Annotated in this window: 18 protein-coding genes and 1 pseudogene; 11 read left to right on the plus strand and 8 right to left on the minus strand. The window is 72.7% G+C overall.

Annotated features, from left to right (window positions below; all coding sequences use genetic code 11):
- The first annotated feature begins 129 nt into the window (after positions 1-129).
- Positions 130-1623 carry an adenosylhomocysteinase gene (gene ahcY / locus J3P30_RS08670; protein ID WP_374058566.1) on the plus strand — a complete coding sequence of 498 codons (1494 nt, stop codon included), beginning with the start codon at positions 130-132 and terminating at the stop codon, positions 1621-1623.
- A 96-nt stretch (positions 1624-1719) separates the two neighbouring features.
- Here the strand turns inward: ahcY and J3P30_RS08675 are convergent, their stop codons facing one another.
- A complete protein-coding gene (locus J3P30_RS08675; RefSeq protein ID WP_210480653.1) occupies positions 1720-3057 on the minus strand; it encodes an MFS transporter in 1338 nt (445 codons plus the stop codon).
- Positions 3058-3153: 96 nt separating this feature from the next.
- Entirely contained in the window at positions 3154-3984 is an 831-nt protein-coding gene (locus tag J3P30_RS08680) for an RDD family protein (RefSeq protein WP_210480654.1), read from the minus strand.
- A 15-nt stretch (positions 3985-3999) separates the two neighbouring features.
- On the opposite strand from J3P30_RS08680, the gene J3P30_RS08685 reads away from it, so the two are divergent.
- Entirely contained in the window at positions 4000-4995 is a 996-nt protein-coding gene (locus J3P30_RS08685; protein WP_210480655.1) for a stage II sporulation protein M, read from the plus strand.
- 30 nt (positions 4996-5025) lie between these two features.
- Here J3P30_RS08685 and J3P30_RS08690 read toward each other — a convergent pair whose 3' ends face one another.
- Genes J3P30_RS08690 through J3P30_RS08710 form a run of 5 tightly spaced genes read right to left on the minus strand, consistent with a single transcriptional unit; the run spans position 5026 to position 10301 of the window.
- Positions 5026-6351 carry a DUF58 domain-containing protein gene (locus J3P30_RS08690; protein ID WP_210480656.1) on the minus strand — a complete coding sequence of 442 codons (1326 nt, stop codon included), beginning with the start codon at positions 6349-6351 and terminating at the stop codon, positions 5026-5028.
- Complete coding sequence (locus tag J3P30_RS08695; protein WP_210480657.1) at positions 6351-7298, minus strand: MoxR family ATPase; 948 nt, start codon at positions 7296-7298, stop codon at positions 6351-6353. Before J3P30_RS08695 ends, J3P30_RS08690 begins: the two co-directional genes overlap by 1 nt.
- Positions 7295-8521 carry a DUF4350 domain-containing protein gene (locus J3P30_RS08700; RefSeq protein ID WP_210480658.1) on the minus strand — a complete coding sequence of 409 codons (1227 nt, stop codon included), beginning with the start codon at positions 8519-8521 and terminating at the stop codon, positions 7295-7297. Before J3P30_RS08700 ends, J3P30_RS08695 begins: the two co-directional genes overlap by 4 nt.
- Complete coding sequence (locus J3P30_RS08705) at positions 8518-9171, minus strand: DUF4129 domain-containing protein (protein ID WP_210480659.1); 654 nt, start codon at positions 9169-9171, stop codon at positions 8518-8520. Before J3P30_RS08705 ends, J3P30_RS08700 begins: the two co-directional genes overlap by 4 nt.
- The gene (locus J3P30_RS08710; protein ID WP_210480660.1) at positions 9168-10301 is read right to left on the minus strand and encodes a hypothetical protein; all 1134 of its coding nucleotides are present in this window, start codon (positions 10299-10301) and stop codon (positions 9168-9170) included. Before J3P30_RS08710 ends, J3P30_RS08705 begins: the two co-directional genes overlap by 4 nt.
- Before the next feature lie 82 nt (positions 10302-10383).
- Between J3P30_RS08710 and mtrA the strand changes: the two genes are divergently transcribed.
- From mtrA to J3P30_RS08745, 7 genes and pseudogenes are all read left to right on the plus strand, one after another.
- Positions 10384-11079: an MtrAB system response regulator MtrA gene (mtrA, locus tag J3P30_RS08715; protein WP_210480661.1), complete on the plus strand. Its 696-nt coding sequence runs from the start codon at positions 10384-10386 to the stop codon at positions 11077-11079.
- Between the two features lie 10 nt (positions 11080-11089).
- The gene (mtrB, locus tag J3P30_RS08720; RefSeq protein WP_307807445.1) at positions 11090-12721 is read left to right on the plus strand and encodes an MtrAB system histidine kinase MtrB; all 1632 of its coding nucleotides are present in this window, start codon (positions 11090-11092) and stop codon (positions 12719-12721) included.
- Positions 12718-14403, plus strand: a complete 1686-nt coding sequence (locus J3P30_RS08725) for an LpqB family beta-propeller domain-containing protein (protein WP_210480662.1) — start codon at positions 12718-12720, stop codon at positions 14401-14403. Before mtrB ends, J3P30_RS08725 begins: the two co-directional genes overlap by 4 nt.
- Positions 14404-14493: 90 nt before the next feature.
- A pseudogene (locus J3P30_RS08730) lies at positions 14494-15138 on the plus strand (ComF family protein); the annotation flags it as partial.
- Positions 15139-15335: 197 nt separating this feature from the next.
- A complete protein-coding gene (hpf, locus tag J3P30_RS08735) occupies positions 15336-16058 on the plus strand; it encodes a ribosome hibernation-promoting factor, HPF/YfiA family (RefSeq protein WP_210480663.1) in 723 nt (240 codons plus the stop codon).
- A 117-nt stretch (positions 16059-16175) separates the two neighbouring features.
- The gene (secA, locus tag J3P30_RS08740; RefSeq protein WP_210480664.1) at positions 16176-19058 is read left to right on the plus strand and encodes a preprotein translocase subunit SecA; all 2883 of its coding nucleotides are present in this window, start codon (positions 16176-16178) and stop codon (positions 19056-19058) included.
- A gap of 103 nt (positions 19059-19161) precedes the next feature.
- On the plus strand, positions 19162-19986 hold the full coding sequence (locus J3P30_RS08745; RefSeq protein WP_210480665.1) for a polyphosphate kinase 2 family protein: 825 nt from the start codon (positions 19162-19164) through the stop codon (positions 19984-19986).
- 9 nt (positions 19987-19995) lie between these two features.
- Here the strand turns inward: J3P30_RS08745 and J3P30_RS08750 are convergent, their stop codons facing one another.
- Entirely contained in the window at positions 19996-20433 is a 438-nt protein-coding gene (locus J3P30_RS08750; RefSeq protein ID WP_210480666.1) for an Rv3235 family protein, read from the minus strand.
- 217 nt (positions 20434-20650) lie between these two features.
- Here J3P30_RS08750 and J3P30_RS08755 point away from each other — a divergent pair, with 217 nt between their 5' ends.
- Positions 20651-21238 (plus strand): hypothetical protein, encoded by a 588-nt coding sequence (locus J3P30_RS08755; protein ID WP_210480667.1) that lies wholly within the window; start codon positions 20651-20653, stop codon positions 21236-21238.
- Positions 21239-21287: 49 nt separating this feature from the next.
- Positions 21288-22469 carry an acyl-CoA dehydrogenase family protein gene (locus J3P30_RS08760; RefSeq protein WP_210480668.1) on the plus strand — a complete coding sequence of 394 codons (1182 nt, stop codon included), beginning with the start codon at positions 21288-21290 and terminating at the stop codon, positions 22467-22469.
- Positions 22470-22617: the final 148 nt, after the last annotated feature.

The raw sequence follows: 22617 nt of genomic DNA on the forward strand, positions 1-22617 counted from the left end.
CAGCACGACACGCCGTCCGTGGGCCTGTCGACGGCACGTATGCCTGTCGAGCGCGAGGACCCGGAGGGAATACGGCGGAGGGCGGGACGGTCACACCTTGGACGCCGATGGGAGAATGACGCAATGAGCATGACGGCCACCGCCACGACCGAGAGCGGCCTGCAGTACCGGATCGCGGACATCACGCTGGCCGAGTCCGGCCGGCACCAGATCCGCCTCGCCGAGAACGAGATGCCGGGGCTCATGGCGCTCCGCGCCGAGTACGGGGATGCGCAGCCGCTCAAGGGCGCGCGTATCGCGGGCTCGCTGCACATGACGGTCCAGACCGCCGTGCTCATCGAGACCCTCGTCGCGCTGGGCGCCCAGGTCCGCTGGGCGAGCTGCAACATCTTCTCCACGCAGGACGAGGCCGCCGCGGCCGTCGTGGTCGGCCCCTCCGGCACGCCGGACGCGCCCGCCGGTGTCCCGGTGTTCGCCTGGAAGGGCGAGACCCTCACCGAGTACTGGGAGGCCGCCGAGGAGATCTTCGACTGGAGCGCCGAGGCAGCCGCGGCCGGGGAGACCTGGACCGGGCCGAACATGATCCTCGACGACGGCGGCGACGCCACCCTGCTCGTGCACAAGGGCGTCGAGTTCGAGCGGGCGGGCCGGGTCGCCTCCGCATCCGACGGCGACAGCGCCGAGTTCGGCATCGTCCTCGACCTCCTGCGCCGCTCCCTCGACCGCGACCCGCAGCGCTGGACCCGCATCGCCGCCGACATCCGGGGCGTCAGCGAGGAGACCACGACGGGTGTGCACCGCCTCTACGAGCTGGCTCGCGATGGCAAGCTGCTGTTCCCCGCGATCAACGTCAACGACGCCGTCACGAAGAGCAAGTTCGACAACCGCTACGGCATCCGGCACTCCCTGCCCGACGGCCTCAACCGCGCCACCGACGTCCTCATCGGCGGCAAGGTCGCCTTCGTCGTCGGCTACGGCGACGTCGGCAAGGGCGCGGCCGAGGCGCTCCGCGGCCAGGGCGCCCGCGTCATCGTCAGCGAGGTGGACCCCATCAACGCCCTGCAGGCGGCGATGGACGGCTACCAGGTCGCGCGCCTGGAGTCCGTGCTGAAGCAGGTCGACATCCTCATCACCGCGACCGGCAACTCGAACGTCGTGACCGTGGACCACATCCTCGGTCTCAAGCACCTCGCGATCGTCGCGAACGTGGGGCACTTCGACAACGAGATTGACATGGCGGGCCTCGAGGCGCTCGCGGCGGACGGCCGGGCCGAGAAAGTCGAGATCAAGGCGCAGGTGCACGAGTGGCGGCTGCCGACCGGACGGAGCGTCCTCGTGCTCTCCGAGGGGCGCCTGATGAACCTCGGCAACGCGACCGGGCATCCCTCCTTCGTCATGAGCACCTCGTTCAGCAACCAGGTGCTCGCACAGCTCGAGCTGTACGGCCGCCCGGAGGAGTACCCGACGGGCGTGCACATCATGCCGAAGCGGCTCGACGAGCAGGTCGCCCGCCTGCACCTCGACGCCCTCGGCGTCGAGCTCACGGAGCTGACGCCGGAGCAGGCCCGCTACATCGGCGTGGACCCCTCGGGTCCCTACAAGGTCGAGCACTACCGGTACTGACTCCCGCCGGCGCGCCGGTCCCGCCGCAGCCTCCGCGGCGGCTTCGTCGGCCATCCCGCGGAAGCCTGCGGGACCGGGGAAGTCGGCCGAGGGCGCTCAGGCCGCGTCGGGTGCGCTTCGCGGCGCCCGCTCCCGCGCGACCGGCACCGCCCGCGGTGCTTCGAGTCCCGCGGAGGGGCCCTGCGCGCCCTCGGAACGGCCGCCCTTGGAGTCCTCCGCCGACCGCAGTCGCGCCCGGCGGGACGCGAGCAGCCAGGCGAGTCCGACCAGCGCGGCGAGCACCCCCGACAGCGCGCCCACGCCCAGCGCCCAGCGCGGGCCGAGGAGCCCGGCGACCCAGCCGACGATCGGGGCGCCGATCAAGGTCGTGCCGGCGAACAGCGCCATGTACAGCGACATGACGCGGCCCCGCATGGTGGGCTCCGTCGTGGTCTGCACGTAGGCGTTCGCGCTCGTCGTCATGATCATCGAGCAGAGCCCGATCGGGACGAGCGCGATCGCGAAGGCGACGTAGGTGGGCATGAGCGCCGCGATGGTGCAGAACACCCCGAAGCCCGCGGCGGACAGGCCGATCACCGTCACGCGCGGCTGGTTCCGGTGCGCCGCGCCCAGGGCGCCGACGACGGAGCCGATCGCGAGCACCGACGAGAGGAGGCCGAACTCGCTGGCGCCCATCCCGAACTCGATGCGGGCCATGGTGCTCGTGAAGATCGGGAAGTTGAGGCCGAACGTGCCGACGAGGAAGACCATCGCGAGGATCGCGACGAGGTCGGGCCTCCCGCGCACGTAGCGGAGACCCTCGCGGAGGCCGCCGCTGCCGCGCGGCGCCTTCTCCACCTCCTGGAGCTCGGAGCGCCGCAGGGCGGCGAGTGCGGCGAGCACCGCGGTATAGGTCGCCGCGTTGACCAGGAACACCCAGCCGGAGCCGATGGCGGCCGTCGTGACGCCGGCGACGGCGGGGCCGATGAGGCGGGCCCCGTTGAAGCTCGCGGCGTTCAGGGCGACCGCGTTCGGCAGGTCCGGGGCGGGCACGAGCTCGCCGACGAAGGTCTGCCGGGCGGGGTTGTCGACGGCGGTCACGATGCCGAGGAGGAGCGCGAAGCCGTACACCATCCACAGCTGCGCCGTGCCGGTGAGGAGCAGCACGCCGAGGGCCAGCGCGAGGACCGCCTGCGCGATCTGGGTGAGGACGAGCAGCCGGCGGCCGGGGATGCGGTCCACGAGCGGACCCGCGAAGGGACCGAGCACGAGCAGGGGCCCGAACTGGAGCGCCATCGTGATGCCGACCGCGACGGGGTCCTGGTCGGTGAGCTCGGTGAGGACGATCCAGTCCTGCGCCGTCCGCTGCATCCACGCGCCGATGTTCGACACGAGCGCGCCGGCGAACCAGAGCCGGTAGTTCAGCCAGCTGAACGAGCGGAAGGTGGCCCTCATGACCCCGCCTCGAGCCGCTCGTTCGCATCCATACGGGTGGGACAACCCTTTAGCGGGGCTAAGCATTCCCGCCGGCAGCAGGACGGGCCGGCGTCGTCAGTCGCGGGACGGGAAGGCGTGCGGAAGCCCCGTGAGCACCGGGTCCAGGCGGCCCAGGCGCTCCTCCTCCAGGAGGTGCGCCCGGTACTCCCGGTCGCGCCGGAGGGCCGCCACCGCGGCGAGGAAGAACTCGGGATCGGCGTTCTGCGGCAGCGGGGACACGTACGGCGCCGCCTCCGCCGCGAGCTCCGCGGCGAGGCGCTGACGGGCGGGGACGGTCATGCGCGACGCCTGCTTGAGGAACGCGGCGATCCTCCGCCCCAGCCGGTCCGGGAGACGCCCGACGTCCGCCGTGGCCGCCCAGGCGGCGAGCACGTCCGGGACGCCGTACACCGGCTCCACGATGCGCGGCACGCGCTCGTGCTGCGCGTACGTCCCCGCCAGGAGGTCGCCGAGCCGCTTGGCCCGCGGATTGAGCAGCCCGACGAGCGCGGCGAGGCCGCCGGCGGTGAAGTAGATCTCGAGGACACCGGTGAGGGCGCGGATCAGGGCGTGCCGGAACCCGATGGCGCCGCCGTCGTCGCGCACGATCCTCGCCCCGATGGCGAGCTTGCCGAGCGAGCGCCCCCGCGTCGCCGTCTCGACGACGACGGGCACGATGACGAGGACCGTGACGAGCATCGCGATGCTGATGGCGGCCAGCAGGGCGGAGTCCGCGACGTCGGCGAGCAGGAAGGTCAGGCCCAGCAGGAACGCGATCAGGACCGCGACCGACACCGTGAAGTCGATGGCGGCGCTCGCCGCGCGCAGGATGAAGCTCGCGGGCCGGACGTCGAGGGCGACCGCCTCCCCGACGATCAGCTCCTCGTCGGGTGCGGGATCCGCCATGCCATCATCGTATTCGTGGACCTCGACGCCTACGCGGCCGCTCACCGCGAGGAGTGGGACCGTCTCGAGGCGCTCGCCCGCAAGCCGCGGCTCACGGGCGCGGACGCCGACGAGCTCATCGACCGGTACCAGACGGCCGCGACCCACCTGTCCGCGATCAAGACGACGGCGGGCTCCACCGTCGAGGGCGACCGGCTGTCGGTCATCCTGTCCCGGGCACGCCTGCGGTTCACCGGTGCCGGCACGGGTCTGCTGCGCCAGCTGCCCGTCTTCTTCGCGGTGCAGCTCCCCGCGGCCCTGTACCGCATCCGCTGGCTCACCCTCGCCGTGGCCGCGGCGACCGCGATCATCGGGACGCTGTACGGGGTCTGGGTCGCGCAGGACCCGCGGGTCCTCGCCACGTTCGGCAGCGACGCCGAGCTGCGGCAGTTCGTCGACAACGACTTCGTGGACTACTACAGCAGCAACCCCGCCGCGTCCTTCGCCGGGCAGGTCTGGACCAACAACGCCTGGATCGCGGCGCAGTGCGTCGCGTTCGGGATCACCGGGGTCTGGGTCCCCTACATCGTGCTGCTCAACGCCCAGAACGTCGGCGTCGCGGGCGGCGTCATGTTCGCCTACGGGCGGGGCGACGTCTTCTTCCAGTACATCCTTCCCCACGGCATGCTCGAGCTGACCGCGGTCTTCGTCGCCGCGGCGGCCGGCCTCCGGATCTTCTGGGCGTGGATCGCGCCGGGCCCGCGCCGGCGGCTGGAGGCGCTGGCCCAGGACGCGCGCGCCCTGTTCACGGTCGCGATCGGCCTCGTCCTCGTCCTGTTCGTGGCGGGCCTCATCGAGGGCTTCGTGACCCCCGCTCCGTGGCCGTGGCCGATCAAGATCGGCATCGGAGCGCTCGCGCTCGGCGCGTTCCTGGCCTACATGCTCGTCCTCGGCCGGCGCGCGGTGCGCGCGGGCGAGACGGGCGACCTCGGCGAGTTCGAGTCCGGCGCTCGCCGCATCATCGCCGGCTGATCCTCGTCCGGCTCGGCGGCCGGGAGCGGGTCAGAGCCGGCCCGCCGCCTTGAGTGCGAGGTAGCGGTCCGCCAGAGCGGGAGGCAGGTCGGCGGGAGCCCCGGTGACGACCTCGGCGCCGAGCCGGCGGATCGCGGCCGACACCCGCGCGCCGTCGAGCAGTGCGCGCTCGGCGGCGGCCGCGCGGTAGACGCTCTCCCGGTCGTGCCGGTCGAGCGTCGCCGCCAGCACGCCGGGATCCGTGACCGAGGCGACGACCACCATGTGGTGCTTGGTCAGCTGCGGCAGCACCGAGAGGAGGCCGCGGGAGGATCCGGTCGCCTCGATCGAGGTGAGGAGCACGACGAGCGAGCGCTGAGTGGTGATGGAGCGCGCCTGCCCCGGGATCGCCGTCCAGTCGGTCTCGATGAGGTCCGGCTCGAGCACGGCGAGGGCGTCGACCATCCGGGACAGCAGCTCGGACCCGGTCTCGCCCTGCACTCGGGCGCGGACGCGCCGGTCGTAGGCGAGCAGGTCGACGCGGTCGCCGGCGCGGCTCGCGAGCGCCGCGAGCAGCAGGGACGCCTCGAAGGCGGTGTCGAGGCGGGGCTCGTTCTGCACGCGCGCCGCGGAGGTGCGGCCGGAGTCGAGGACGAGCACGACCCGCCGGTCCCGCTCGGGGCGCCAGGTGCGGACCATCACCTGCTGGCCGGCTCGCGCTCCGCTGCGCCGGGCGGTGGCGCGCCAGTCGATGGACCGGACGTCGTCGCCGCGCACGTACTCCCGCAGCGAATCGAACTCGGTGCCCTGGCCGCGGATCATGACGCTCGTGCGTCCGTCCAGCTCGCGGAGCCGCGCGAGACGGGAGGGGAGGTGGCGGCGGGACGTGAAGGGCGGCAGCACGCGGATCGCGCCGGGTGCGGTGTGGGTCGCCTGCCGGGCCCACAGCCCGAGCGGACCGACGGAGCGCAGGGTGACGTGCTCCGTGCGGCGCTCGCCGCGGCGGAACGGGCGGAGGGTGAGGTCGGCGGCTCGGCGCTCGCCGGGGGGCACGGTCAGGCGGACCCGGGCGGGCGAGGCGCCCGCGGACGGCTGCCAGCCGTCCCTCGCCACCGCCCGCAGGGTGCGGGTGCCCGTGTTGCTCACGAGGAGACGGACCTGGGCCGTCTCGCCGAGGCGGATCCGCGCCGGGAGGTCGCGCGCGACCGCGACCTTCCGCGGCGACGCGGCGGCGGCGAGATCGACGATCCCGAGGGCCACGGACAGGGCGACCCAGCCGAGCAGCGCCCATCCACCGGCACCGGCGGCGGCGCCGAGCCACACCACGGGGACGACCCCCGCGAGCAGGAGGAGGACGAACCGCCCGGTCACCGCCATCAGATGGGCACCTGGACCTGGGCGAGGATCGACCGCAGGATCGCGTCCACCGAGACGCCCTCGAGCTCGGCCTCGGGGCGGAGCTGGATGCGGTGCCGCAGCACGGGCAGGGCCATGTCCTGCACGTGGTCCGGGGTGACGCTGTCGAACCCCTGCAGCCAGGCCCACGCCTTGGCCGCCGCGAGGAGCGCAGTGGAGCCGCGCGGCGAGACGCCGAGCTTGACGGAGGGGGAGCTGCGCGTGGCGCGCGCGAGGTCGACCGTGTAGCCGATCACGTCGTCGGAGGCGCCGACGCGGGACACCGACGCCTGCGCCTCGGCGAGGTGGGCCTGGCCGAGCACCGGGCGGACGCCCGCCGCCGTGAGGTCGCGCGGGTTGAAGCCGGCCGCGTGGCGCCGCAGCACCTCGAACTCCGTGTCGCGCGGCGGCACGTCGAGCACGAGCTTCAGCAGGAAGCGGTCGAGCTGCGCCTCGGGCAGCGTGTAGGTGCCCTCGTACTCGATGGGGTTCATCGTCGCCGCGACGAGGAACGGGGCCGGTAGGCGCCGGGTCTGGCCGTCGACCGAGACCTGCCGCTCCTCCATCGCCTCGAGCAGCGCGGACTGCGTCTTCGGAGGCGTCCTGTTGATCTCGTCGGCGAGCAGGATGTTGGTGAAGACCGGGCCCTCCCGGAACACGAACGACCCGCCCTCGTAGATCATCGAGCCCGTTACGTCGCCCGGCATGAGGTCCGGCGTGAACTGCACGCGCTTGGTGTCGAGCTCGAGCGCGTGGCTCAGGGTGCGCACCAGCAGCGTCTTCGCGACGCCGGGGACGCCCTCGAGGAGCACGTGCCCGCGCGCGAGCAGGGCGATGATGAGCCCCGTCACGGCGCCGTCCTGGCCGACGACCGCCTTCCCGACCTCTGTTCGCACGGCGCGGAGTCTCTGGCGGAGTTCGTCGGTCATCGGTCCATTCTTCCGGGGGCTGTGGTGCGGGGATCGGTGGCGGCGCGCACGTCGCGCTCGAGCCGGAGGAGCGCGTCGCTCAGCCGGACGAGGTCGGCGTCGGTGGCGGGGACGGCGTCGAGGAGGACGGAGCGGAGCTCGTCCGCCGGGCGCCCGAGGGTGCGGGAGGCGCTGAAGACGACCTCGTCGACGGTCGCCGTCCGCGGCAGGCCGAGGCTCGTCGCGATCCTGCCGACGGCGCCGACGCGCAGCGCATCGAGGGCGCGCCCTCGCGCGGCGGAGCGCTGATACAGGCGGGCGCGGCCCTCCATCGTCTCGCCCGCCGGCACGACGACGGGCAGGTTCTCGACGACGAGCGGACCGAACCGGCGGCCCCGCCACACCGCCGCGCCGAGGAACACGACGAGCAGGAGTGTGAGGACCGGGGTGACCCACTCCGGGGTCAGGTCGGCGAGCGTCGGCTCCTCGCCCGCGTCGGAAACGTCCAAGAGGCCGGGGAGGTACCAGACCAGGTTCGGCTCAGCGCCGAGGAGGTTGAGGGCGAGCGCCGCGTTCCCCGCGCCGGCGACGTGGTCGTTGTCGAACGGCGTCGGATCCGGCAGCAGCGTGACGGTCGCGCCGGACGCCGCGCTCCGGGCGAGCAGGAAGGCGCCCTCTCCTGCGGGATAGCAGTACACGTCCCCGGCGTCGCCGTCCGCCGGCTGGAACGAGGAGTCGCCGGCCGTGACCGCCCCCGCACGCGTCGCCTCGGGCAGGTCGCACGCGGGCTCGACGGCGTCGTCCGTCGCCGGGAATCCCGCGAACGCGACGTCGGGGGCGAGCGCCGACAGCGCCGATCCGGTGGGACCGACGAGGACGATCCGCTCCGCGAGCCCCGCCAGCCGGCGGTACTGGTCCTCGTCGAGGAAGAATCCCGAGTCGTACACGAGGAGCGTCGTGTCCGCCGGGTCGCCGAGCGCCTCCTCGGCGGCGGCCAGCGAGTCCGCGGCGGTCACCTCGACCCCCTGCTGGCGCAGCACCTCGGCCAGGGCCATGCCGCCGCTCGGTCCCGGGTTGTCCGCGGCGAACGGGGTTCCGTTGCGGACGCCGGCCGACACGAACGTCCAGATCGTCGCCACGACGAGGAGCGCGATCCCGCCGACGAGCCAGACGCGGGCGCGGCGCAGCCACTGCCGCACGGTCGGGGTCGCGGCCTGAGCCGCGACCGGAGCGGCGTCGCTCACCGGGCGGGGGTCAGGAGGGCGGGACGGGCGGTCCGCAGCTCCTGCTCCAGGTCCGCGACGCGGCGGTACTGCTCCTCGGTGCCGACGCGTCCGAGGTAGCGGACGGCATCGAAGTCGGCCGCCACGGCGGCGAGCCGCTCAGCGGCGTCCGGGAACGGGGTCGCCGCCTCCCGCGCGACGCCGCGCGCGGTCATCCCGGGGTACAGGTCGAGGAGGGTCCGCTCCGCGAGGCCCCGGGCGAGGGCCCGGAAGCTCTCCTCGACGGCGGTCGTGAAGTCACCGCGCGCGGCCGCCTGGGCCGCGGACGTCCGCAGCTCCGCGGCGGTGCGCCGGTCGTCGTCGCCGAACACCGCGTCGCCGGCCCGGCTCCGGCGGTTCAGCCGGGGGCGGCCGAACACGAGGAACGCGCCGACGATCAGCGCGGCGACGAGGAGGACGACGACGGCGAGCGCGAAGGCCTGCGATCCGCGGCCCGCGCCCGAGAGCAGCTCGCCGAGCCAGTCGAGGATCGCCTGCGAGACGAGATCGAACCACGTCGGCCTGGCGGACTGGTAGACGGGCTTCGCGAGCTCCTCGAGCAGCCACTGCCGCGCCTCGTCGCCGCCCGGCTCGACCGGGACGTCCCGTGCGAGCGTGGACAGCGGTGTCATCCGGCTCCGCGCCGGAAGGGGTCGACGTCCTTCCGGCCGCTCTCGACGTGCCGCTGCAGCACGAGGTCCAGGCCCTCCTTGCGCATCCGCAGGTCGAGGTAGATGAGGGCGATGAGCGTCGAGGTCACGAGGGTGGTGACGGCGCCGCCCAGCAGCCCGATGGCCACGGCGATGATCTGCACGATGACCGCGACCGTCACGCCCGTGCCGGTGTCGTTGGGATCGATGAGGACGCCGACGAACTGGAGCAGGCCCAGCGGAGTGGTGATCAGCTGGAGCGCGACCGTCACCATGATCGTCACGAGCGCCTGCGCTCCGAAGGTGCGCCAGAAGTAGCCGTCGGTCAGGCGCCAGGAGCGGACGATCGCGCGCCGGATCGTCGCGTGCTCGAGCACGATGAGACTCGGCACGAGGGAGGTCTTCGTGTACAGCCAGATCCAGAGGGCGACGGCGCCGAGGCCGAGCAGCAGGGCGATGCCGATGCTGATCGCCGCGCCCACCGCGCCGCCGAGCGTGACCCCGAGGACCACGATCCCCGTGAGGAGGAGGACCGTGAGGAGGATCGCGCTGCCGAGCAGCAGCGTCCACCCGATCAGCGGACCGAGGTTGCCGCGCAGGCGCTGCCACACCTGGCCCACCGTCGTGGACTCGCCGAGGATCGCCCGGGCCGCGGCCCCGACCACGATGCCCTGGAGCAGGGCGGACACGACGAAGCTGAGGGCGAAGACGCCGAGCGCGCCGAGGATCGCGCCCACGACGGATCCCGCGATGAGCGGCTGCTGGGCCGGGTCGGTCCAGTCGGTGATGCGCGCGAAGCCCGCGAACACGACGACCGCGACGAGGGCGCCCTGCACGAGCAGCAGCACGAACTGGAGCAGCAGCGAGATGCCGAGGATGCCGACCGCGCGCCGGAGCATCGAGAACGGCGCGAGCAGCAGGGTTCCGAAGCCCAGGGGGCGCAGCGGAACGATCCCCGGCTTGGGCGGCGGCGTCCACCCCTGCCCGCCGGCTCCGGGCGCGTCGTAGATCGACGGCGCGGGCGCGGCAGGGCCCGGCGAGCGCTCGCCGTACCGGGGACGCTGCGGCGCGCCGCCCGGCGACTGCCAGTCGGAGCTTCCCGGATCGGTCACGGGAACATGGTGGCACACCCATGCCGCCGCCTGTTCGCGTTCCGGGGCATGTGTGCGCGCGGCGGAATACACTGTGGGCACCATGACCGACACGCCGTCCGGCACCCCGCGCGTCCTCGTCGTCGACGACGACACGGCGCTCGCCGAGATGATCGGGATCGTGCTCCGCAACGAGGGCATCGACCCCGTCTTCTGCGCGGACGGCGGCGAGGCGCTCCCGGTCTTCCGGGAGGCGCGGCCCGACCTCGTCCTCCTCGACCTGATGCTGCCCACCCTGGACGGCATCCAGGTGTGCGAGCGCATCCGTGCCGAGTCCGGCACGCCGATCATCATGCTCACCGCGAAGTCGGACACGACGGACGTCGTGCGCGGGCTCGAGTCCGGCGCGGACGACTACGTGGTGAAGCCGTTCAACCCGAAGGAGCTCGTCGCTCGCATCCGGGCGCGGCTGCGGCCGATCACGCCCGACAACGGGCTCCTGCAGATCGGGGACCTCACGGTCGACGCCGCCGGGCACGAGGTGCGCCGGGGCGGGGAGCGCATCAGCCTGACCCCTCTCGAGTTCGACCTCCTCCGCACGCTGGCGAGCAAGCCGCAGCAGGTGTTCACGCGGGAGATGCTGCTCGAGCAGGTGTGGGGCTACCACTACAAGGCGGACACCCGGCTGGTGAACGTCCACGTCCAGCGCCTGCGCGCGAAGGTCGAGGAGGATCCGGAGAACCCCCGGATCGTGACGACCGTCCGCGGCGTGGGCTACCGCGCCGGCGCTCCCAGCTGATCGGAGAGCCGTGACGTCGGGACCGCGCGCGGCCGATCTGCGCCACATCCCGCTCGGCATCCGCCTCGCGGGCCTGACGCGCGCGCCGCGCACGATCTACGAGGCGGTCGTCCGCTCCTTCCGCCGGTCCCTCGAGGTGCGGATCGTCGCCGTCACGGTCCTGCTGTCGGCGATCGCCATGCTCGGCACGGGCACGTACATGACGTACACGATCGGCAACGGCCTCTACGACGCGCGCGTCGAGCAGGTCACCGAGCAGTCCGCCCGGGCGACCCAGCTCGCGCAGTCCACGTTCGACACGACGACCGCGTCCGACGACAGCGCGCTGAGCCTGCTGCAGCTGTCGGTCATCGACCGGATCGGCTCGGTCGCGACCAACTACTCGGGCATCGCGTTCCTGCGGGCGCGCGGCACCCAGACGAACTTCGCCCTGCCCGACGTCGTGCGCGGCGAGGCCGACGACTACGTGAGCGACGACCTGAGGGCCAAGGTGACGTCGGGCCAGGCGGACCAGTACTGGCAGGCGGTGCGCGTGACCGGACCGGGCGACACGCAGCGGCCCGGCGTGGTCGTCGGCTCGGCCGTCCAGGTGCCCGGGGCAGGGCTCTACGAGCTGTACCTCCTCTACGACCTCTCCGAGGTGCAGCAGACGCTCACGTTCGTGCAGGGCACCATCGGGGTCGGGGGACTGGCGCTCATCCTGCTCATCGGGGCGGTCACGTGGATCGTCGTGCAGCTCGTCATCGCGCCGATCCGGATCGCGGCCGAGACGAGCAGCAAGCTGGCCGAGGGGCAGCTGGAGGAGCGGATCCCGGTGCGCGGCGAGGACGTCATCGCGACCCTCGCGCACTCCTTCAACGAGATGGCGGACGGGCTGCAGCGGCAGATCACCGAGCTCGCCGCGCTGTCCCGCGTGCAGCAGCGGTTCGTCTCCGACGTGTCGCACGAGCTGCGGACCCCGCTGACCACCATCCGGCTGGCGGGCGACGTGCTCTACGACGAGCGGGACAAGTTCGAGCCGACGACGGCCCGGACGGCCGAGCTCCTGCACACGCAGGTGGAGCGGTTCGAGTCCCTTCTCAGCGACCTGCTGGAGATCAGCCGGTACGACGCGGGCGCGGTCGAGCTCGAGCGCGAGCCGGTCAACCCGGTGCGCCTCGCGGAAGATGCCATCGACGGCATGCAGTCGCTCGCGGAGCGCAAAGGCAGCGAGCTGCGGCTCGTCGCCCCGGGCGGCTACTTCGAGGCCGAGCTGGACGCGCGGCGCATCCGCCGGATCCTCCGCAACCTGCTGGCGAACGCCATCGAGCACGGTGAGGGGAACCCGATCGACGTCATCGTCGACAGCAACGAGACCGCCGTCGCGATCGCGGTCCGCGACCACGGCGTCGGCATGAACCGCGTGGACGCACAGCGCGTGTTCGACCGGTTCTGGCGGGCCGACCCCTCGCGCAAGCGCACGACCGGCGGGACCGGGCTCGGCCTCGCGATCTCGCTCGAGGACGCGGCGCTGCACGGCGGAGTCCTCGACGTCTGGTCGGAGCCGGGACAGGGGTCCTGCTTCCGGCTGACCCTTCCGCGCCATCCCGGCACACCCGTCGAGTCGTCCCCGGTCGCGTTCCCGTCCGAGGAGGAGCGATGAGGGCGGCCCGGGCTCTGCGGTCGGCCCTCGCGGCCGCGGTCGTCGCGCTGCTCGCGGCCTGCGCGTCGATCCCGTCCAGCGGCCCGGTGCACGAGGGGAATCCCGTCGACACGGGCGACGACCTCGGCTTCGACTTCCGACCGCAGGGACCGGAGGAGGGGGACACCCCGATCGACATCCTGTCCGGCTTCATCGCGGCGGGCGCCGGCCCCCAGGACAACTACGGCGTCGCGCGGCAGTTCCTGACCCGGGAGCTGGCCCGCGAGTGGGATCCCGGGGCGGGCGTCCTCATCCACTCCCGCGCGGTGACGACGCTGCAGGACAGCGACACCGCGCTGCGCCTGCTCGTGCCCGCGACCGGATCGGTGGACGCGACCGGGAGGTACGACGAGTTCGCGAACCCGGTGCCCCTGGAGCTGCCCTTCGGGTTCGTCCAGGAGGGCGGCGAGTGGCGGATCAGCCAGGCGCCGGACGGCACGGTCCTCGCGACCGCGATCTTCGACCGGCTCTTCGCCCAGCGCTCCCTCTACTTCTACGACCCCACGTTCACCTACCTCGTCCCCGACCTGCGCTGGTTCCCGACGACGGCGGACGCCATGACCCGGATCGTCGAGGCGCTGCTCGCGGGGCCGTCCGAGCCGCTCGCGCCGCCCGTCCTGGCCACGGCCTTCCCGGAAGGGGTGCGGCTGGAGCAGCAGTCGGTGACGGAGACGGGCGGCACCGCGACGGTCGAGCTGAACAACGCGGTCGTCCAGGCGGACGGCCAGACCCGGCAGTGGATGCTCTACCAGCTGGAGCGGACCCTCGTCGGCGGCTCCATCCTGTCGGTCCGGATCAGCGTGGACGACACGCCTCTCGAGGTGCCCGACTTCCCCTCCGGCAGCGAGCCCGTCGTGCAGCCGGTCGTGAACCCGAGCGCCCTCGTCGGCCGCAGCGGCTCCTTCGGGTTCCTGTCCGGCAACGACCTCACCCCGCTCAACGGGTTCAGCGAGACCGTGTCGGCCCTGGCGCCTACTGCCGGGGTCTACTCGGCCGAGCTGGACCTCGCCGCCGTGCTCGCCGGCGACGGCAAGGTGTACGCGGTTCCCCGCGGCGAGCCGGCCGTCGCGCTGGACAGCAGGCAGGGCCTTCTCGCGCCGGCGCTCGACGCGGAGGGCTTCGTCTGGACGGTGCCCGGCGGGTCGCCGGGCGAGCTCGCGGTGTCGCGGCTCGGCGGCGACTCGGGCCTCGTCGCCGCGCAGTGGGGCGACGCGACCCGCATCGTCTCGATCGCGGTGTCGCGGGACTCCACCCGTCTCCTCACGCTGCTGGAGACGCCCGCCGGACCCGCGCTCCGGGTCTACGGCATCGTGCGGGACTCGGGGCTGCCGACCGCGCTCTCGGCGACGTGGTTCGACCTCGTCCCGCCGGGACCCACGGCGGTCACCGCGACCTGGGTGAGCGACACCACGGTCGCGAGCCTGGGCCGCTCTGCGGACGGGGCGCCCCTCGTCACGACTCAGCAGATCGGCGGTCGACGCCTCGACAGCACGTCCGCGGTCAGCGACGCGGTCGCCCTGGTGGGCGGCAACGGGCTGAGCGGCCTGCGCATCCTGGAGTCCGACGGCGACCTCCTCGTGCTGCGCGGCACGGCGTGGCAGCCCACGGCGACCGAGGTCGGCTTCCTCGCGACCCAGCAGTAGGTCGCCCTCCCCGACCCCGGGCCGCTGCCCGCGGTCCACTGATCGCGCAGCGCCCGATCTCGCGGCCGCGCGCGGCGGCAGACTTCCGCCATGCCGCCGATCGGCTCCCTCTCCGCCGCCCTCGCCGCCGCCCTCGCCCTCGTCCTGCCGCTGCAGTGCGCCGGGTGCGGAACGCCCGACCTCGCGCTGTGCCCCGCCTGCCGCGCGGAGCTGGAGCAGCCCGTCGGGGTGCGCGACCTCGGCGGCGGACTCAGGGTCTGGAGCGCGGCGAGGTACGAGGGAGCGGTGGCGCGGACGCTCGCCGCCTTCAAGGACGGGGGAGCGACCGCACCGGCTCCCGTGCTCGCGGCCGCGCTCCGGCGAGCGCTGGTCGCCGCGGTCGCCGGACTTCCGGAGGACCAGGGGCGGATCCTCCTCGTGCCGGTGCCGAGCTGGGGTCGCGCCACCCGCCGCCGCGGCTACCTCCCGCTCGACGTGATCGCCCGCGCGGGCGCGCTCCCGCTGTCACGCTCGCTCCGGCACGTGCGCGAGGTCCGCGACCAGGCCGGGCTGCCCGCGTCAGAGCGCGGCGCCAACCTCGCCGGCAGCATGACGGCCCTCCCCTCCGTCCGGGGCGGCGAGGCGCTCCTCCTCGACGACGTCGTGACGACCGGGAGCACGCTTCGGGAGGCTGCGCGGGCGCTGGGCGACGCGGGCGCCCGCGTGCTCGGCGCCGCCACGATCGCCTCGACCCCCAGTTCCCGGAACGCACGGCCGCCGCCGTGGACGAGGGCGAACATCGCGGGGGCAACCCCGGTGACAGGAGCGGGTGGCGGGGTTATGGTCGGGTCCAAGGCGTTCCAGTTCGCCCGCCCTCGACGCGAAGCGACTCCGGACCCTTCGGGTCGGGGAACTCCCCTAGGGGCGACGCGCCGCGATCCCGGGAGGTCAGTATGGACATCACCGTCATCGGTCGCAATTGCGGAATCACGGATCGATTCCGCGCCCACGTCGACGAGAAGGTCGAGAAGATCACTCAGCTCGCCGACCGTGCCCAGTCGTTCGAGGTGCGCCTGTGCCGCCACCACGAGACCAACGGCAACGCCGGCGATGACCGGGTGGAGCTCACGCTCATCGGGCCGGGCCCGATCGTGCGGGCCGAGGCGGGAGCCCCCGACAAGTACGCGGCCTTCGATTTGGCCTTCGACAAGCTCCTCGAACGGCTCCGCCGAGCGCGGGACAAGAGGAAGGTCCATCGAGGGCAGCATCGGCCGCCGACCGTCCGCGCGGTCGATCACCACGACTTCCGGCTCGCCGACGTCGTGCCGACCGACGCCGAGACGCTGCGCCGCATCGACCCGAAGACCGGGTCGATCGACTCCGCCCCGGAGAGCACGCCGGCTGCCGAGTCCGAGGACGAGCCGCTCGGCTACGACGGCTACTCGCCGGTCGTGATCCGGCGCAAGGTGTTCGCCTCCACGCCCATGACGGTGGACGACGCCCTCTACTACATGGAGCTCGTCGGCCACGACTTCTACCTGTTCATGGACGCCGAGACCGGGCGGCCGAGCGTGGTGTACCGGCGCAAGGGCTGGGACTACGGGCTCATCGGCCTGGACGAGTCCGCCCAGGAGGTCCAGGAGGCGGTGACAGCCGCGCGCGCCTTCCGCCGCTGATTCCCGAGGACGGGCGGGAACGCTTCCCGCCCGTCCTGGGTAACGACCGAATAACGTTGCTACCATGGGCGGCTGCGCGGCGGACAGCCGTGCAGCCAACGCATTGGAGACGACTCGGTGGTATCCGTACTGGAGAAGGTGCTTCGCGTCGGCGAGGGCCGCGTCCTCCGTCGGCTCGAGAACTACGCACGGCAGGTCAACGAGCTCGAGGACGACTTCACCTCCCTCACCGACGAGGAGCTGAAGAACGAGACCGCAGTGCTCCGGGAGCGCTACGCGAACGGCGAGTCCCTGGACGACCTCCTTCCCGAGGCGTTCGCCGCCGTCCGCGAGGCGTCCAAGCGCACCCTGGGTCTCCGCCACTTCGATGTCCAGCTGATGGGCGGCGCTGCCCTGCACCTGGGCAACATCGCGGAGATGCGGACCGGTGAGGGCAAGACCCTCGTCGCGACGCTGCCCGCCTACCTCAACGCCATCACGTCGCGGGGTGTGCACGTCGTCACGGTCAACGACTACCTCGCGAGCTACCAGTCCGAGCTCATGGGACGCGTCTACCGCGCGCTCGGCATGACGACCGGCGTCATCCTCGCCGGGCAGACGCCGGCCGAGCGGCGCGAGCAGTACGCCGCGGACATCACCTACGGCACCAACAACGAGTTCGGCTTCGACTACCTGCGCGACAACATGGCGTGGCAGCCGCAGGACCTCGTCCAGCGCGGCCACTACTTCGCGATCGTCGACGAGGTGGACTCGATCCTCATCGACGAGGCGCGCACCCCCCTGATCATCTCCGGGCAGGCCTCCGGCGAGGCGAACCGCTGGTTCACCGAGTTCGCGAACATCGCCAAGCGCCTCGTCGCCGGCGAGGACTACGAGGTCGACGAGAAGAAGCGCACCGTCGGTGTCCTCGAGCCCGGCATCGAGAAGGTCGAGGACTACCTCGGCATCGACAACCTCTACGAGTCGGCGAACACCCCGCTCATCTCCTTCCTCAACAACGCGATCAAGGCGCGCGCCCTGTTCAAGAAGGACAAGGACTACGTCGTCATGAACGGCGAGGTGCTGATCGTCGACGAGCACACGGGCCGCATCCTGACCGGCCGCCGCTACAACGAGGGCATCCACCAGGCGATCGAGGCGAAGGAGGGCGTCGAGGTCAAGGCGGAGAACCAGACCTTCGCGACCGTCACCCTCCAGAACTACTTCCGCCTGTACACCAAGCTCTCGGGCATGACCGGCACGGCCGAGACCGAGGCCGCCGAGTTCATGTCGACCTACAAGCTCGGCGTGGTCCCCATCCCGACCAACAAGCCGATGGTCCGCATCGACCAGCCGGACCTCGTCTACAAGAACGAGCAGGCGAAGTTCGCCCAGGTCGTCGAGGACATCGCCAAGCGTCACGCCACCGGCCAGCCGGTCCTCGTCGGCACGACGAGCGTCGAGAAGAGCGAGTACCTCTCCCGGCTGCTGGCCAAGCGCGGCATCAAGCACGAGGTCCTCAACGCGAAGAACCACGCCCGCGAGGCCGCCATCGTCGCCCAGGCCGGCCGGCTCGGGGCCGTCACGGTCGCGACCAACATGGCCGGCCGCGGAACGGACATCATGCTCGGCGGGAACGCCGAGTTCCTCGCCGTGGCCGCGATGCACGCGAAGGGCCTGTCGCCGGTCGACACCCCCGACGAGTACGAGGCCGAGTGGGACGACGTCTTCGAGAGCGTCAAGGCCGAGGTGGCGACGGAGGCCGAGAAGGTCATCGCCGCCGGCGGGCTCTACGTCCTCGGCACCGAGCGGCACGAGTCCCGCCGCATCGACAACCAGCTGCGCGGACGCTCGGGCCGTCAGGGCGACCCGGGCGAGAGCCGCTTCTACCTCTCGCTCACCGACGACCTGATGCGCCTGTTCAACTCGGGCGCCGCCGAGGCGATCATGGGCCGCGGCAGCGTCCCCGACGACCTGGCCATCGAGTCCAAGGTCGTGAGCCGCGCGATCCGCTCCGCCCAGGCGCAGGTCGAGGCGCGCAACGCGGAGATCCGCAAGAACGTCCTCAAGTACGACGACGTCCTCAACCGTCAGCGCGAGGCGATCTACGCGGACCGCCGGCGCATCCTCGAGGGCGGCGACCTGCACGAGCGCACCCAGGCCTTCCTGGAGACCGTGATCGACGAGGTCATCGACTCGCACACGGGCGAGGGCGCGAGCGAGGACTGGGACTTCGACGCGCTCTGGGCGGAGCTCAAGACGCTCTACCCGATCGGCATCACGATCGATGAGGTCCTCTCCGAGGCCGGGTCGAAGGGGCGGATCAGCCGCGACTTCATCCGGCGCGAGATCATGTCGGACGCCAAGCTCGCCTACGAGCGGCGCGAGGCCCAGCTCGGCTCGCCCGCCATGCGCGAGCTCGAGCGGCGCGTGCTGCTCTCGGTCATCGACCGCCGCTGGCGTGACCACCTGTACGAGATGGACTACCTCAAGGACGGCATCGGCCTGCGCGCCATGGCGCAGCGCGACCCGCTCGTCGAGTACCAGCGCGAGGGCTTCGCCCTGTTCCAGACGATGATGGGGCAGATCCGCGAGGAGACCATCGGCTACCTGTTCAACCTCGAGGTCGAGGTGACGTCGAACGCCACGACGCCGGCCGGCGCCGTCGCCCCGACCGTCGCCGCGAAGGGCCTGGGCGGCTCTGCCGCGCCGGTTCAGGACCTCAGCTACTCGGCGCCGAGCGACGCCGGCGGGGTCGAGGTGCGCAACCAGCGCGGGCAGATCCAGCGTGCCGCCACCGCTCGCGCCCAGCAGCGTGAGGCCGAGCAGACGCTCGCTCCCGCCGGTGCGCGCGTCCAGCCCGCTCCCGCTCCGACGCCCGCAGGACGCCCCGGCCCGCAGCGCACGGGTCAGCCGCGCGCGGCCGCCCAGCGCGGCGCGTTCGGTCAGTCCGGCGCAGGTGCGACGCCGCCGCCCGCCAACCGCGCTGCCCGGCGGGCCTCGGAGAAGAAGAAGGGCTGACCCCGGCAGGACCGCTCCCACGGCGCGGCGCGCGCTCTGACAGGATCGGCGCGTCCGTGTCGAGGGGTGGTCGCGTGGCGGCGCACCGTGCTTCGGTGTGCCCATGACCCTCGTCGCCCCCGTCCGATCCGGCATCTCCCTCGACTCCGTCGATCCCGACTCGACGCCCGGCTTCACGGGCGCGAAGGCCGAGGGGCGCCGCGCGCTCGCCGAGGGCGGGCTCGTGCTCGCGGAGCTCCAGGAGCGCCTCTGGGCGGCGAGCCGCGCCGGCGACACCCGCCGGGTCCTGCTGCTGCTGCAGGCGATGGACACGGCCGGCAAGGGCGGCATCATCCGGCACGTCGTCGGTCAGGTGGACCCGCAGGGCGTCACGCTGCACGCCTTCAAGGCGCCGACGGAGGAGGAGCGCGCGCACCACTTCCTCTGGCGGGTCCGGCGGCACCTGCCGACTCCCGGCCGCATCGGCGTCTTCGACCGCTCGCACTACGAGGACGTCCTCATCGCCCGGGTGCGCAGCCTGGTGACGCCGGACGTCCTCGAGCAGCGCTATCGCGAGATCCTCGAGTTCGAGCGCGAGATCACCGAGAGCGGGACCACCCTGCTCAAGGTCATGCTCCACATCTCGCCCGAGGAGCAGAAGGTCCGCCTGCAGGAGCGGCTCGACCGGCCCGACAAGCACTGGAAGTACAACCCGGGCGACGTCGACGAGCGCCGGCTGTGGCCGCACTACATGGAGGCGTACGAGATCGCGCTGAACCGCACCTCGACGCCGGAGGCGCCCTGGCACGTGGTGCCCGCGAACAAGAAGTGGTTCGCGCGGCTGGCCGTCCAGGATCTGCTCCTCGACGCGCTCCGGCGCATCGACCCCCAGTGGCCGAAGGCCGACTTCGACGTCGAGGCGGAGAAGGCGCGTCTCGCCGCCACCTGAGGCGGCGAGTCAGAGCACGTGGATCGCGGTCGCCCGCCAGCGGGAGTCGAGGCCCTCGAGGCGGAGCGCGACGGCGCGCGAGCGGGCGCGTCCGCGCACCGTGACCGTGGCCTCGATGACGCCGTCCCGGGGCGAGCAGACGTGGGTCGACCCGATCGTGAAGACCGGCCGAGCGACCGCCTGGTTCTTGACGGAGCGGGCGCGGCTCGCGAGGACCACGCGCTTCAGCAGGTGCCGGTACACGTCCTCGTCGACCCACCGTCCGATCTGCTCCAGCTCGCGGGCGCCCGCGAGGATCTCGATGACGCACCGCGTGAGGTTCTCGAGGAGCGGCACCGGATCGGGCAGGGCCGACGCGGAGGTCGGCTGCGGTCCGAAGTAGTCGTCGGGAACGAGCGTCCGGGGCGCGCGCTGCGCTGGGGGGACGACAGGGACGGGTGAGCTCATGGCGACTCCATCAGGGCGGACGGATCGGGTGTGTCGCCGTTGTCTCGGGGGTCGGGTACCCCCCGAACGGGTGTCAACGGTGCGCGTTACTCAACCAGTCGCCGGCCGCCGATGTCCATGGACCGCGCGATTTGTGGATAAGTGTGCGAGAGGGCGCTCGGTGGGCCCGGTGTGGACAAGCACGGACCCGTCCGGCACCGGCGACTACCCTGCGCGCATGAGGTGGGACAGCCTGTTCGACGACCTCGAAGGTCAGCTCGAGCAGGAGCTCACCGCGGAGGGCGACGAGCTGCGGGCCGAGGAGGAGCGGCTCCGCATCGGGCGGCTGGCCCTGCGCGACCGGATCTGCGCACTGCTCGCCGCGCGCCCGCTCGACCCGCTGCGGCTCCGCCTCGTGACCGGAGAGCAGCTCTCGGTGCGCGCGCTCACCGTCGGGCGGGACTGGCTGAGCGGCGAGACGGGCGAGGGCGGACGCAGCGGGGTGATCGTCCCGCTCACCGCGGTCGCGGCCCTGGTGCTCCGGCCCGACGTCGTCGCCCTCTCGCTCGAGCCCGGCCAAGGCGTCGAGCGGGCCCTGCCCGCGCGACTCGGCCTGCCCTTCGTGCTCCGCGACCTCGCTCGGCGCCGGGTGCCGGTCAGCATCCAGCTCGCCGCGGGCTCCGTCGAGGGCACCATCGACCGGGTGGGCCGTGACACGCTCGACCTGGCCGTCCACGACCTGGACCTGCCCCGGCGGAGCAACGCCGTCCGCGCCGTCGAGGTGCTCGCGCTGCCCGCGGTGCTCGCCGTCCGCCTCCGCGGCTAGGACGCGCCCACGTCGTGATCCGCTGGCATCCTGGCTAGCCTTTCCCTTCGTGATCAGAACCGAGGAAGAGGCGCTCGCCGCCGCACAGTCCATCGCCGGCCGCCTCGCGTCCGACGCGGCCGCGCGCGATCAGGCGAACCAGAACCCGGTGGCGGAGGTGGCGCTGATCCGCGAGGCCGGACTGCTGCCGATCCTGGTCCCCGCCGAGCTCGGCGGCGGAGGGCTGGACTGGGCGGCCGTGCTGCGGGTCGTCCGGCCGATCCTCCGGGCGGACGCCTCCATCGGGCACCTGCTCGCGTACCACTACGTGAACTCGTGGCGCACCGTCCTCAATCCCGAGACGGAGCGGGTGCACGCCCTGTGGGCCGACACCGCTCGCCACCAGTGGTTCTGGGGAGGGGCCGGGAATCCGCGGGACGAGGGGCTCGTGCTCACGCGCGACGGGGACGGCTTCCGCGTCTCGGGGCGCAAGTTCTTCGCCACGGGCTCCTCCGTCGCCGACCGGATCACCGCGAGCGGGATCCGGGAGGACACGGGGGAGCGGCTCGCGATCGTCGTCGACGCGCACGCGGAGGGCGTCACGCACCCCCTCGACTGGCAGAACATGGGCCAGCGGCTCTCCGCGAGCGGATCCGTCGTCTTCGAGAACACGCCCGTGCCGATCGAGCACGTCCTCGGCTCCTCCGACCAGGAGGGCGCCGGGTACCGGCCCTTCGCGTCGCTCTCGATCCTCTTCTTCCAGCTGCTGCTCTCGCACATCCACGTCGGCATCGCCGAGGGGGCGGTCGAGGCCGCGGCCGGCTACGCCCGGAGCTCGACCAAGCCCTGGCCGACCTCGGGTGTCGACACCGCCCTGAAGGACCCGTACATCCTCGGCACCCTCGGCGAGCTGATCGCCGCCACCCGCGCCTCGGACGCGCTCGTCTGGCGCGCCACCGAGCGGGCGGTGGCCGCGGCCGATCGGGGCTGGGACCTGACGGACGAGGAGCGCGGGGAGCTCGCGATCGAGATCACGGCCGCGAAGGTCGATTCGACGCGGACCGTCCTCGACGTCACCTCGCGCGCCTTCGAGCTCACGGGCGCTCGCGCGACGACGACCTCGCACGGCTTCGACCGGTTCTGGCGCAACGCGCGCACCATCACGCTGCACGACCCCGTCGTCTACAAGTCGAAGGAGCTGGGGGAGTGGGCGCTCACGGGCGCCTACCCGACCCCGAGCCGCTACAGCTGACCCCGACCCCGTCGACGGGGTGTGCGCGGATCAGGAGTCCTCCGCGCGCACCCGGCGTGTCCGTCCTGATCCGCGCGCGCAGGCGGCCGTCCGTCCTGATCCGCGCGCGATCTCCTGATCCGCGCAGGAACGGGATCGGGAACGGGGA

The organism is Naasia sp. SYSU D00948, assembly GCF_017916515.1.
Taxonomy (GTDB): Bacteria; Actinomycetota; Actinomycetes; order Actinomycetales; family Microbacteriaceae; genus Naasia.

Coding starts and splice junctions, on each gene's coding strand:
- J3P30_RS08755 (WP_210480667.1), top strand. CDS start 20,651: ATGAGGTGGGACAGCCTGTTCGACGACCTCGAAGGTCAGCTCGAGCAG.
- ahcY (WP_374058566.1), top strand. CDS start 130: ATGACGGCCACCGCCACGACCGAGAGCGGCCTGCAGTACCGGATCGCG.
- J3P30_RS08680 (WP_210480654.1), bottom strand. CDS start 3,984: ATGGCGGATCCCGCACCCGACGAGGAGCTGATCGTCGGGGAGGCGGTC.
- hpf (WP_210480663.1), top strand. CDS start 15,336: ATGGACATCACCGTCATCGGTCGCAATTGCGGAATCACGGATCGATTC.
- mtrA (WP_210480661.1), top strand. CDS start 10,384: ATGACCGACACGCCGTCCGGCACCCCGCGCGTCCTCGTCGTCGACGAC.
- J3P30_RS08695 (WP_210480657.1), bottom strand. CDS start 7,298: ATGACCGACGAACTCCGCCAGAGACTCCGCGCCGTGCGAACAGAGGTC.
- J3P30_RS08690 (WP_210480656.1), bottom strand. CDS start 6,351: ATGGCGGTGACCGGGCGGTTCGTCCTCCTCCTGCTCGCGGGGGTCGTC.
- J3P30_RS08705 (WP_210480659.1), bottom strand. CDS start 9,171: ATGACACCGCTGTCCACGCTCGCACGGGACGTCCCGGTCGAGCCGGGC.
- J3P30_RS08675 (WP_210480653.1), bottom strand. CDS start 3,057: ATGAGGGCCACCTTCCGCTCGTTCAGCTGGCTGAACTACCGGCTCTGG.
- J3P30_RS08750 (WP_210480666.1), bottom strand. CDS start 20,433: ATGAGCTCACCCGTCCCTGTCGTCCCCCCAGCGCAGCGCGCGCCCCGG.
- J3P30_RS08725 (WP_210480662.1), top strand. CDS start 12,718: ATGAGGGCGGCCCGGGCTCTGCGGTCGGCCCTCGCGGCCGCGGTCGTC.
- J3P30_RS08745 (WP_210480665.1), top strand. CDS start 19,162: ATGACCCTCGTCGCCCCCGTCCGATCCGGCATCTCCCTCGACTCCGTC.